Source organism: Sulfurimonas sp. NWX79 (genome assembly GCF_039667035.1).
Taxonomy (GTDB): Bacteria; Campylobacterota; Campylobacteria; order Campylobacterales; family Sulfurimonadaceae; genus Sulfurimonas; species Sulfurimonas indica.
In genome coordinates this window covers 1-12,579 of record NZ_JALCZL010000001.1, presented here as the reverse complement: position 1 = coordinate 12,579, position 12,579 = coordinate 1, and the positions used below count along the sequence as shown (strand labels likewise).

Below are 12,579 nucleotides of genomic sequence, written 5' to 3'. Positions count from 1 at the left end.
GGTTTCAAAAAATGTTTGGAAGAAGCACACAATTAAAAGAGTATAATTTAAGCGAAGATGAGTTGGCAAAACTCCAATATGCAAAAATCGTAACAAACAAGGGTGATATCTGGATCAAGCTCTATCCAGAAGAAACACCAAACACGGTAGCAAACTTTGCTCACCTGGCACAAAGCGGTTTTTATGACAACCTTAACTTTCATCGCGTAATCCCGGGCTTTATGGCTCAAGGTGGTTGTCCGCATGGAACTGGTACTGGTGGTCCGGATTGGGCGATCGCATGTGAGACGGATAAAAACACACACAGACACGTAAAAGGTACACTTTCAATGGCTCACGCAGGTCCTAACACTGGTGGAAGCCAGTTCTTTATCTGTTTTGTTCCATGTCCTCACCTTGACGGTGTTCACACTGTTTTTGGCGGAATCGAAGAAGATGATACAGAGAGTTTTGCGGTACTTGATTCAATTGAGGGACAAGATGACATCAAAACTATCGAGATTCACGAAACAAAAGCGTAAGGACATCTTATTTTAGTCCATATCTGTTGCAGTGTTGATTCACATTTTTTTCTAGAGAAGCTCAAAGAGGATTTTCCTGATGAAAAGCTCACGGGCTTTTTTTATGACCCCAACATCCATCCCTATTCCGAGTATAAACTCCGACTTTTGGATGTTGAGAGAAGTTGTAAAAAACTTGGTATTGAACTGATTGAAGGCGAATATGATTATGAGTCATGGCTCAATGCTGTACGAGGTCTTGAACAAGAGCCTGAAAAAGGTGCACGCTGTGAAGTCTGTTTTGACAAGCGTTTTTTAACAAGCGCACAAAAAGCCCTTGAACTTGGTGAAGATAAAATCACTACAACACTTTTGGTTTCTCCTTTAAAGTCCCAAGAGCAGCTCAAACGTGTCGGTGATGATTTTCATGCAAAACATGGTGTTGAGTTTATTGCCGTAGACTATCGAAGCGGTGGCGGGACACAAGACCAAAGCAGAGTGACAAAAGAAGAACAACTTTATCACCAAGATTATTGTGGCTGTATCTATGGGCTTACCATGCAGCGTGAACAGCAGGACAAACTGATGGATGAGATGTTCTCACCAATTTCAGGACAGATTATGCCCGCTTCCATTGAAGAGAGACTCGCACTTTACAGCTCACGCAACAAACTTGAAGATGAGAAAAAAGAGTACAAAATCATCAGACAAAAGTTCTTAAACTACCGACAGTTTTTTTGTAAGCTGATTTCTGGGAAAAAAGAGCTCATTGATGCCTATGCTCTCTCCTACTCGACACTGCCAAGGAAACGTGCGCAAGGGCGTATAGAATTTGCCATAGACAATGTGCATTATATGAACCGCCAAGAGGTAAAATTTATCACACTTGCGTTTTGTAATGACTTTTTTTCAACTTCTTACAAAGATATAAAAGAGCTTATCTATAATCCTCCAAGTATAGATGAAGAGTTAGACTTAAGAGAAAAAATCTCCGGATTTGCTTATGATCTAAGCCCAATTATCGTTGTTTCAAAAATTCCTAATACCAAGCTCACACTTACACTCGATACAAAAACCTACGAAGACACTAGAGAAAAGCTAATCGTTTTATAATAAAAATTTTGCTAAAATATCCAAAATTATTATTATAAGGTTTTTCAATATGCTTATGGATGTTATGGACATACAAAAAATTCTTCCGCACCGTTACCCTTTCTTACTCGTAGACCGCGTTACAGAACTCAACCCAAAAGAGTCTATCATCGCTTATAAAAACGTCTCAATCTCTGAGCCTGTTTTTGAAGGGCACTTCCCAGGTCACCCAATCTACCCGGGTGTTATGATACTTGAAGGTATGGCACAAGCCGGTGGAATCCTTGCTTTTAAAAGCATGGACGATGTTACAGAAGAAGAGATTCAAAACAAAGTTGTTTATTTTATGAGCATTGACAAGGCTAAGTTTCGTTCTCCTGTAAAACCAGGTGACAAACTTGAGTACAAGATTTCTGTTATTAAGAACAAAGGTGCTATCTGGCTGCTTAAAGGGGAAGCTTATGTTGATGGAAAATTAACAAGTGAAGCTGAACTTAAAGCTATGATAGTGGACAAATAGGCAAAGTTTTGAGTATCAGAACTAAAGTTCAATGCAGGGAGGCACTAAATGCCGAGTCGTAAGATATCTGAATTAGCCATTATTGAAGATGGTGCAGTCATTGGAGAAAATGTTGAAATAGCTCCCTTTTGTTTTATCTCTAAAGATGCGACGATTGGTGATGGTACAACGATTGCGCAAAACACATGTATCTATGGAAAGACAACGATTGGAAAGAACAACCGTATCTTCTCTCACGCAGTCATTGGTTCCATCCCTCAAGATTTGAAATACAACGGTGAAGATGTAGAACTTATTATCGGTGATGACAATACTATCCGGGAGTTTACACTCTTTAATCCCGGAACAAAAGGCGGTGGTGGAAAAACTATCATCGGAAATCATAATCTTTTTATGGGTTATGTGCACTTGGGACATGATGTTATTATTGGTAACCACTGTATTTTGGCGAATGCCGCAACCTTAGCCGGTCATGTAGAACTTGGTGACTATGTTGTTATCGGTGGAATGACACCGGTACATCAGTTTGTGCACATTGGAGATTATGCGATGGTTGGCGGTGCTTCAGCACTCGCGCAAGACATTCCTCCATTTTGTATGGCTGAAGGTAACCGTGCAACGCTTCGTGGACTGAACCTCACGGGACTTCGCCGTAATATTGAAAGAGAAGACATCAACGCGCTCAAATCTGCTTACCGTGAGCTTTTTGAGTCTGGAAAACCGCTCAAAGATACAGCAAGTGAGCTACTGGAAAATACGAAAAATCACTATGTGATTGATTTATGTAATTTCGTTATTAAAACAAAACGCGGAATTCCATTTGAGAGAAAAGGGTTAGAAAAATGATACACAGACATTGTAGTTTTTGTGATGCAAGCGAGAGTGAAGAAAATCCACTCATCGCTGGAAATGGTGTTTACATCTGTAAAAATTGTGTTTTCTCTGCTTATAAAATCATGTTTGGTGATGAAAAAGAGCTAGCAAGCCAAAATAATGCTAAACTCACGGAACATGTAGAAAAACTGATGACGCCTAAAGAACTTGACAAATTTTTAGGAGATTATGTCATTGGTCAAGAGAGAGCTAGAAAACTTATCAGTGTAGCTGTTTATAACCATTACAAAAGAATCTTTAAAATGCATAATGCAGTTGACGATGATACAGAGATTGCAAAATCAAATGTTCTTCTCATTGGTCCGACAGGATCTGGTAAAACATTGATGGCACAGACGATTGCACGAGTGCTGAATGTTCCTATTGCCATTGCTGATGCGACAAGTCTGACAGAAGCCGGATACGTTGGTGAAGATGTTGAAAATATCTTGACAAAACTCATCCAGGCAGCAGACGGTGATGTAGAGCGTGCACAAAAAGGGATCATCTTTCTCGATGAGATAGACAAAGTCTCACGTATGAGCGAAAACCGTTCTATCACTCGTGATGTAAGTGGTGAGGGAGTGCAACAGGCACTGCTTAAAATTATTGAAGGCTCATCTGTAAATATCCCGCCAAAAGGTGGAAGAAAGCATCCAAACCAGGAGTTCACTGCAATTGACACAACAAATATCCTCTTTATCTGTGGCGGAGCATTTGATGGTTTAGAAGAGATTCTCAAGCGTAAACAGGGTGAAAATGTTCTTGGTTTTGGGCATGAGAAGAAGACAAAAGATGAAGCAAAACCTACTTTTGATATGGTAGAGCCTGATGATTTAGTACATTATGGACTTATTCCTGAACTTGTCGGTCGTCTCCCAATCATCGCATCTCTCAATGAAATCACAGAAGATGATATGGTGCGCATCCTCACAGAGCCTAAAAACTCTCTTGTAAAACAGTACAAAAAACTTTTTGCAATCGATGATGTAGAGCTCAACTTTGAAGAAGATGCACTTCGTGCCATTGCACAAAAAGCAATCAAACGTAAAACCGGAGCACGTGGTCTTCGTGCAATTATGGAAGAGAGTATGATAGAGATCATGTATGAACTTCCAGAGTATGCAGGATATGAGCTTCTTATTACGAAAGAGGTTATCGAAGATGGTGAAAAGCCGGTATATATTAAAAAATCAACACAAAAAACAGCATAAGGCGAGATAGATGATATTTAACAAAATAGTAGGACTTTTTTCAAACGACTTGTCAATTGACCTTGGTACTGCAAATACGATTGTAATTGCCAAAGGTCGCGGTATTATAATCAACGAACCATCTGTAGTTGCAGTAAAAACAGAAAAATACGGGCAGACAAGAGTTTTGGCTGTCGGACATGAAGCAAAAGAGATGGTAGGTAAAACTCCAGGAAATATCAAAGCTATTCGTCCTATGCGTGACGGTGTCATTGCTGACTTTGATATGACAGAGAAGATGATTCGAAAGTTCATAGAAAAAGCACATGGAAGAAGCTCTTTAATCTCTCCTCGTATCATTATCTGTGTTCCTTACGGTCTCACGCAAGTTGAGCGTAAAGCTGTTCGGGAGTCAGCTCTTAGTGCCGGTGCACGTGAGGTATTTCTTATCGAAGAGCCAATGGCAGCAGCAATCGGTGCTGGTGTAGACATCCGCGAACCACAGGGAAATCTTGTTGTTGATATCGGTGGCGGTACAACAGAAATCGGTGTAGTTTCTCTTGGTGGACTTGTACTTTCAAAGTCAATCCGTACAGCGGGTGATAAGATTGATCAAGGGATTGTGAACTACGTAAGAAAAAAATACAATCTTCTTATCGGTGAACGTGTTGCAGAAGAGATTAAAATCAACATCGGTACAGCTGTGAGTCTTGACCAGGAACTCTCTATGGTTATCAACGGACGTGATCAGGTCGAAGGACTTTTAAGTTCAGTAGAACTGACTTCAGATGATGCCAAAGATGCTATGCGTGAGCCTCTCAAAGAGATCGCAGAAGCACTTCGTGATGTGCTAGAGCAGATGCCACCTGACTTGGCAGGAGATATTGTCAATCACGGTATTATCTTAACAGGTGGTGGAGCACTTATTCGCCAGCTTGACAAATATCTCTCAGATATTGTAAAAATTCCTGTTTTTGTAGCTGATGAGCCACTGCTTGCTGTTGCACGCGGAACTGGTCGTGCACTTGAAGAGATAGACCTCTTACAAGAACTTTTTGAGAATGAATAAGAAGTTATTTACATACTTACTTATCTTACTAGCACTCTTTATGGGTGCTCTTTACTATACAAATACAATACAATCTCCCCTGCTCTCCTTTTTAAACAGTATTAAAATCTCATATCACAACACTACTCGGAGTATTGAGAACACAATTAACAAGCACTTTTTCCAAGTACAAAAAATTACAGACTTAAAAGAAAAACTCCAAAAATATGAGAACAATCATCTTGTTATGCAACAACTTGCTTCCGAAATCGATGATATGTATAAAGAGAACAACTCTTCATTAGCTACAGATCCAAGAACGGAACTTGTACGTGCCATCTCTTATGAAAAGTTTGGAAATCTCAACCGAGTTTGGCTTGAAATTCCCGACTACAATGCTTCAAAAATTTATGGCCTTATTTATAAAGAAATGGTAGCCGGCATTGTTATCCCAAAAGATGCAAAAGCTCTTGCACTACTCAACTCAGATATAAAAAGTACCTATGCCGTCTACATCGGTGATGTCAAAGCACCCGGCATTGCTCACGGGAACAATGATAAAAATCTTGTCGTAAACTTTATACCTGCATGGTTTGATATAAAAGTAGGTGATGAAGTGACAACTTCCGGACTTGACAATATCTTTTTTAAGGGTCTTAAAGTTGGACGTGTTATCTCCATTTCAAAATCGCAAGGCTATCAAAATGCCATTATTGAACAGTATTACAACTCAAATGAGCCAAGTTATTTTCATATTATCAGGAGTGTTCGATGAAATTTCTCTTAGTTCTCTTACTCTTTTTTAGCACACATCTTTTTGCAGATGAGAAGCAAAAACTTACTCTTGGATTTGGTCCTTACATCCAGTCTGAACCATATAAAGGTGCAGATGACTTGATTCTTCCATCACCTGTCATCTTCTTTGACAATGGCATCGTTTATGCACGATGGAGTCGTTTTGGGCTCTATTTTCTAGGTGAGAGAGAAGAAGATTATGCATGGGGGTTTTCACTTACTGCCCAGCCTCGTACACTTGGATATAAAGCATCCGACTCTACTTATTTAGAAGGTATGGATGAGAGAAAGTCAACCTTGGAAGGTGGTTTGGCATTTTCTGCAAGTTATCAAAAATCGACCTATATTGAGATTATGCTCTTAGCTGATATGCTCAAGACCTATAATTCATGGGTCACAAGAATGGAAATTGGCAACAAATATGAAGCTGGAAAATTCACTTTTTATCCAAGTATTATTTTGCTCTATCAATCAAGAAAATTTATAGATTATTATTATGGTGTTAAAACAACAGAAGTAAGAACAGACCGACCTGCTTACTCACCTGGTAATGGTTTAGAATATGGAGCACAGACGTACATTAAATACCCTTTTACAAAAGAACTTTCTGCACTTATCAATCTTCGTTATGACATAATTCCAAAAAGTGCAAAAAACTCTCCACTTACCAATAAAAACTACATTTATTCAGGACTTTTTTCTCTGATTTACACATTTGAGTATTAATCCTCATCAAATATTAAGTGCTTCTTAGCTATAATCTCTAAATTTTATAGAGATTATTTAAGAGGTAACAAATGCCAAAACGCACCGACATTAAAACTATTTTACTTATAGGTTCTGGTCCGATTGTAATCGGTCAGGCATGTGAATTTGACTACTCAGGAACACAAGCAGTAAAGACACTAAAAGAGCTTGGATACCGTGTTGTTCTTATCAACTCAAATCCTGCTACGATTATGACAGACCCTGAATTTGCAGACAGAACCTACATTGAACCAATCAAAGAAGATATCATTGAAAAAATCATCAAAGATGAAAATGTAGATGCCATCTTGCCTACAATGGGTGGACAAACTGCACTTAATGTTGCAATGAGCATGTATGAAAAAGGAATGCTTGAGGGTGTAGAGTTTCTAGGTGCAGACCCACAGGCTATCAAAAAAGGGGAAGATAGACACCTTTTTAATGAAGCGATGATTAAAATCGGTATGGACCTGCCAAAGAGTAAAAATGCATACAGCGTTGAAGAGGCTATAGAAGTAGCAAAAGAGATTGGTTTTCCGGTAATTTCTCGTGCTTCTTTTACACTTGCCGGTGGTGGTAGTGGAGTAGCCTACAATATGGAGGAGTTTGAAAAACTCGCAGCAGAAGGTATCAGTGCATCTCCTATCAATGAGATAGAGATAATGGAGTCTATGCTTGGTTGGAAAGAGTATGAGATGGAAGTTATCCGTGATAAAGCGGACAACTGTATCATCGTCTGTTCTATTGAAAACTTTGACCCTATGGGTGTTCACACAGGTGATAGTATCACAGTAGCACCTGCTCTTACACTAACAGACAAAGAGTACCAAAGAATGCGTGATGCATCTTTTGCAATCCTGCGTGAGATTGGTGTCGATACTGGTGGCTCTAACGTTCAGTTCTCGATAGATCCAAAAACCGGACGTATGATTGTTATCGAGATGAATCCTCGTGTATCTCGTTCATCTGCACTGGCATCTAAAGCAACTGGATACCCTATCGCAAAAGTAGCAACTCTTTTAGCAGTTGGATTTACACTTGATGAGATTACGAACGACATCACAGGTACTCCTGCGGCATTTGAACCTGTCATTGACTATATTGTTACAAAAGTACCGCGTTTTACATTTGAAAAATTCCCAGAAGCAGTAAGCACACTCTCTACTTCTATGAAGTCAGTCGGTGAAGTTATGGCAATCGGTCGTACTTTTAAAGAGTCTGTTCAAAAAGCACTCTGTTCTTTAGAGACAGGTCTATGTGGATTTGATGAAATCGATGCGGATGATGAGTTTGTTCGTCATGAGATCCGTCGCCCTAATGCAGACAGAATTTTATATGTTGCAGAAGGTTTTAGACGTAGTATGAGCATCAAAGAGATGTTTGATACATGCCAGATCGATCCATGGTTTTTATACCAGCTTCAAGAGTTAATGGAAAAAGAGAAGACAATCACAGATAAAATCCTCTTTGATGCTGATTTGATGAGAGAAGTAAAAGTTGATGGATTCTCTGATAAACGCATTGCACAACTTATCAAGAAAAACTCGGGGGAGAGTGTCAGTGAAGAGCTTGTCTATGAAGCAAGAAAAAAACTTGGAATCAGCCTAGAGTACAATGAAGTAGATACATGTGCGGCAGAGTTTGAAGCGCTTACACCGTATCTTTATTCCACAACAAACATTACAAAACTTCCTAAAACTGCACCACGTCAAAGTGACAAGAAAAAAGTACTCATCCTTGGTGGTGGACCAAATAGAATCGGTCAGGGAATCGAGTTTGATTACTGTTGTGTTCATGCTGCATTTGCACTTAAAGAGATGGGTATAGAGACTATTATGTACAACTGTAACCCTGAAACAGTCTCAACGGACTACGATACTTCTGATGTACTTTATTTTGAGCCGATTGATTTTGAACATGTGCGTGAGGTAATCGAAGCGGAAAATCCAGACGGTATCATCGTTCATTTTGGTGGACAAACACCACTCAAACTCGCAGATGGTCTGACAAAAATCGGTGCAAAGATATCTGGAACTCCATCAGCGGTCATTGATCTTGCAGAAGACAGAGAGCAGTTCTCTGACTTTGTAAACCGTCATAGACTCAAACAACCTGCAAATGGTCTGGCTCGTACAAAAGAGGAGTCGTACGTAATCGCTGAAAAACTCGGATATCCTGTACTTGTTCGTCCTTCATTTGTTCTTGGTGGACGTGGCATGCGTATCGTTTACTCAGAGGCAGAGCTTAAAGAGTATATGGACCTTGCAATCTCTGTAAGTAATGAAGCACCGGTACTAATTGACAAGTTCCTTGACCAGGCCATTGAGCTTGATGTGGATTGTATCTCTGATGGAGAAGATGTCTACATCGGAAGTGTTATGCAGCATATCGAAGAGGCTGGAATTCACTCAGGTGACTCTGCGTGTTCACTGCCTCCGGTAAATCTAAGCCAAGAGATGATAGAAAAAGTAGAACTCCAAACTAAAACGATCGCACTTGGTCTTGGTGTTCGAGGACTTATGAATGTTCAGTATGCTATCTATGAGGGTGAAATTTATCTTATAGAAGTAAATCCTCGTGCAAGCCGTACTGTACCGTTTGTAAGCAAAGCAACAGGTATGCCTTTGGCAAAAGTGGCAACACGTGTTATGATGGGAGAGAATCTTCGTGATTCTCTTGCATACTATGACAAGTATGATATCGTTGAAGAGACAAACGGTCTGCTTCGTCCTCGTCTTAAAGGGCATGTTTCAGTAAAAGAGGCAGTATTTCCTTTCCATAAACTCTATGGTGCAGACTTGGTTCTCAGCCCTGAGATGAAATCAACTGGTGAAGTTATGGGAATCAGTAAAAACTTCGGTGTATCTTTTGCAAAATCACAACTGAGTGCCGGTAACAAGATTCCAACGGGTGGCACATGTTTCCTCTCTTTTGTAGATTCTGATAAACAGCACGCTGCTGAGATCGCAGCAGGACTTGTTAAACATGGATTCAAACTCGTTGCGACAAAAGGAACACAAGAGGCAATCGTAGCTGCAGGTATAGAGTGTGAAAGAGTGCTTAAAATTTCAGAGGGTCGTCCAAATATTGAAGACAGTATGAAAAATGATGAGATTGCAATGGCAATCAATACTTCAGATAACAATACAAGTAAAAAAGATGCGGTTGTCATTCGTCAAGAGGTACTCAAACGCAGCATCCCATACTTTACTACACTCAGTGCTGCACGTGCACTCATCTTGGCACTTGATGAGATGAAAGATGACAAATGGTCCAAAGCAACAGCACTTCAAGACTTTCTCGTATAAAAAAGAGTATCATCCTCGCGCAAACCGACACAACTGTCGGTTTTTTATCTCAAGATGCAGCCAAGCTGCGTGAGATAAAATCACGTCAATCAAACAAACCCTTTATCAAAGTATTTCAAAATTTTAAAACATTGCAAAAAACAAATATTCGCATACCAAAAAGTAGAAAAAAGATGCTCAGACGAGCAAAAAAAACCACCTTTATAGTAAAAAATCAAGCCTTTCGGATTGCGCCATACTCTTTAGACTCTGAAGTGTTAAGAAAACTAGAGTGGAGTTATTCGACATCAGCAAATGAGAGCGGTAGAAACTATGAGAGAAGTTTTTGTGAGCAAAAAGCTGATATAATAGTAGAAGATAAACAGGGACTCTTTGAAGGAAGAGCTTCAAGACTCTATAAAATAAACAATACGAAAATAAAGAGGTTACGATGAGCAAAGTTATACAGATGATACTCAGTGGAATGTTTTTTACCTTTTTTTGTGATTTTTTTCTCTTTTTGGGAATAAAAGAGAACTATATCGATGCACATAATATTCAAGTCTATTACAATATTTTATTTGCAGACCATCAATCCCTTATTATCTACCTGTTCTTTACTCTCATTACCGGTTACATTGTTATGTATCTCAGTAACAAACTTGCCATAATCGTTATCGGAACACTTTTCTTGCTTTCTGCATCTACGCTAATTCCTCCTGTTGGAGCTGCTGTGGGCGAGTTGTTATTGATGCAAAAAAACACTGTTTTACAAACAGATAGATTTAGCTATCATGGAGATATACTTTATAATGGAAGAAAAGAGATTACATTTTACGATTATGAACTAAAAAAAGTTATAATTCTTCCAAAAAATAAACTTCAAGGTAGTTATTAGTAATGAAACATATATCTTCGATTGCAAGCGGTGTCGTTCTTGGCACTGCCGGTATCATGATGATGAGTACACTCACGGGATGTGAGCAGAGACAGCAAGAGGCACAAAACAAGTTTTTGGTCATTGAGCAACTTCCAAACGGAAAATATAAAGTGGTAGAAGAGATGCCTACAGAAGGTCCAACTCGTGCAATTATCCGTGAACGTGATAAATTTGGCAATATTCGTGAGCGTTTTATGAATGAAGAAGAGATGAAAGCACTCGCTGCACAAGAGTATGAAAAAGTACAAAACGGTACAAGTGAGACCATTCAAGAAAACAGCAGCAGTGCAGGAATGGGACTAGCAGGAACCATCCTCGCCGTTGCAGCGGGGAGTCTGCTTGGAAATATGATAGCAAACTCACTTATGAACAACAAAGCCTTCTCTCGAAACACCCGAAGTGCCTACACAGCTTCAGCATATAAGAAAAAAACAGCTCGTGCATCTTCTAAAAAAAGTTTTTTTGGAAGTTCAAAAAGCTCCTCTTATAAAAAAAGCAGTGGTGGTTTTTTTGGTGGTTAATATATGATACAAACACTTAAAGTCAAACCCATTGATGATACAACGCTTGATGAGATAGGTTTTACATGGCATACAGACAGTGATGGCAGTAAATATGTAAGTGATGAACTTGTAGTCATCGCACAAGATGAGGCAGAAGCCTACTACGAAGCTGCAAATACGATATATGACATGTATGTTGAAGCTGCTGAGTATGTCATAGAGAACAATCTCTTTTTTGAACTTGGCATTCCCTTTAATCTGATAGATATAATAAAAAAATCATGGGAAAATGATGTTCACTGGCATATTTACGGACGTTTTGATTTTGCAGGTGGCATTAATGGAGAGCCTATTAAACTCATAGAATTCAATGCTGATACACCAACAGCACTCTTTGAAACAGCACTTCTACAGTGGGCAATATTAAAACATAATGAGATGGATGAGGCAAAACAATTTAACAATGTCTATGAAGCTATTTCTGATAATTTCAAACGGCTCATTACACTTTTTGATGATACAGAAAAGTTTAATGAACTCTATGGTGGATGGAAGATACTTTTTTCTTCTGTTGCAGGTAATGATGAAGAAGAAGCTACAGTCAAACTGCTGCAGCAGATGGCAAGTGATGCCGGATTTGTTACAGGATTTGAATTTTTACAGAATGTCGGTTTTGATGATGAGGGCATCTATGATAAAGAGGAAAACCCTTATGAGTACTGGTTCAAGCTCTATCCTTGGGAGGATATCGCTACGGATGAACCAGAGCTTGCTACAACACTGACACATATCATGGAGAATCAAAAAGCCATTATTTTAAACCCAGCCTATACCCTCCTTTTTCAATCAAAAGGAATGCTGGCGATCTTGTCAAAACTCTTTCCAGACTCTCCATACCTGCTAAAAACATCTTTTGAACCTTTTCAAGGAATAAAACAGGTTGAAAAATCCCTTTTTGGTAGAGAAGGGGCAAATACAAAAATCATAGATGCCGATGGAAAGATACTCACTCAGACAGATGGTCCTTATGATAATTACAACAAAGTTTACCAACAATATGTAGAGTTTCCAAACGATAAAC

At 39.2% G+C, this 12,579-nt stretch carries 13 protein-coding genes; all 13 read left to right on the top strand.

Going from position 1 to position 12,579, the window contains the following annotated elements; genetic code table 11:
* The first annotated feature begins 11 nt into the window (after positions 1 to 11).
* On the top strand, positions 12 to 521 hold the full coding sequence (locus MNY27_RS00065) for a peptidylprolyl isomerase (RefSeq protein ID WP_152183464.1): 510 nt from the start codon (positions 12 to 14) through the stop codon (positions 519 to 521).
* Between the two features lie 9 nt (positions 522 to 530).
* Positions 531 to 1,613: an epoxyqueuosine reductase QueH gene (locus MNY27_RS00060; protein WP_346391769.1), complete on the top strand. Its 1,083-nt coding sequence runs from the start codon at positions 531 to 533 to the stop codon at positions 1,611 to 1,613.
* A 49-nt stretch (positions 1,614 to 1,662) separates the two neighbouring features.
* Positions 1,663 to 2,112, top strand: coding sequence for a 3-hydroxyacyl-ACP dehydratase FabZ (fabZ, locus tag MNY27_RS00055; protein WP_152183462.1), 450 nt, complete (start codon positions 1,663 to 1,665; stop codon positions 2,110 to 2,112).
* A gap of 48 nt (positions 2,113 to 2,160) precedes the next feature.
* Positions 2,161 to 2,958 carry an acyl-ACP--UDP-N-acetylglucosamine O-acyltransferase gene (gene lpxA / locus MNY27_RS00050; RefSeq protein ID WP_152183461.1) on the top strand — a complete coding sequence of 266 codons (798 nt, stop codon included), beginning with the start codon at positions 2,161 to 2,163 and terminating at the stop codon, positions 2,956 to 2,958.
* Positions 2,955 to 4,199: an ATP-dependent Clp protease ATP-binding subunit ClpX gene (gene clpX / locus MNY27_RS00045; RefSeq protein ID WP_152183460.1), complete on the top strand. Its 1,245-nt coding sequence runs from the start codon at positions 2,955 to 2,957 to the stop codon at positions 4,197 to 4,199. Before lpxA ends, clpX begins: the two co-directional genes overlap by 4 nt.
* Positions 4,200 to 4,209: 10 nt before the next feature.
* A complete protein-coding gene (locus MNY27_RS00040) occupies positions 4,210 to 5,247 on the top strand; it encodes a rod shape-determining protein (RefSeq protein WP_152183459.1) in 1,038 nt (345 codons plus the stop codon).
* Positions 5,240 to 6,001 (top strand): rod shape-determining protein MreC, encoded by a 762-nt coding sequence (gene mreC / locus MNY27_RS00035; RefSeq protein ID WP_152183458.1) that lies wholly within the window; start codon positions 5,240 to 5,242, stop codon positions 5,999 to 6,001. Before MNY27_RS00040 ends, mreC begins: the two co-directional genes overlap by 8 nt.
* On the top strand, positions 5,998 to 6,747 hold the full coding sequence (locus MNY27_RS00030; protein WP_152183457.1) for a MipA/OmpV family protein: 750 nt from the start codon (positions 5,998 to 6,000) through the stop codon (positions 6,745 to 6,747). Before mreC ends, MNY27_RS00030 begins: the two co-directional genes overlap by 4 nt.
* Positions 6,748 to 6,818: 71 nt before the next feature.
* Entirely contained in the window at positions 6,819 to 10,076 is a 3,258-nt protein-coding gene (gene carB / locus MNY27_RS00025) for a carbamoyl-phosphate synthase large subunit (RefSeq protein ID WP_152183456.1), read from the top strand.
* On the top strand, positions 10,037 to 10,510 hold the full coding sequence (locus MNY27_RS00020) for a Sua5/YciO/YrdC/YwlC family protein (protein ID WP_152183455.1): 474 nt from the start codon (positions 10,037 to 10,039) through the stop codon (positions 10,508 to 10,510). Before carB ends, MNY27_RS00020 begins: the two co-directional genes overlap by 40 nt.
* Positions 10,507 to 10,953: a hypothetical protein gene (locus MNY27_RS00015; RefSeq protein ID WP_152183454.1), complete on the top strand. Its 447-nt coding sequence runs from the start codon at positions 10,507 to 10,509 to the stop codon at positions 10,951 to 10,953. Before MNY27_RS00020 ends, MNY27_RS00015 begins: the two co-directional genes overlap by 4 nt.
* 2 nt (positions 10,954 to 10,955) lie before the next feature.
* Positions 10,956 to 11,516 carry a hypothetical protein gene (locus MNY27_RS00010; RefSeq protein ID WP_152183453.1) on the top strand — a complete coding sequence of 187 codons (561 nt, stop codon included), beginning with the start codon at positions 10,956 to 10,958 and terminating at the stop codon, positions 11,514 to 11,516.
* Between the two features lie 3 nt (positions 11,517 to 11,519).
* A partial coding sequence (locus MNY27_RS00005; RefSeq protein ID WP_346391708.1) for a glutathionylspermidine synthase family protein occupies positions 11,520 to 12,579 on the top strand: 1,060 nt, incomplete at its 3' end.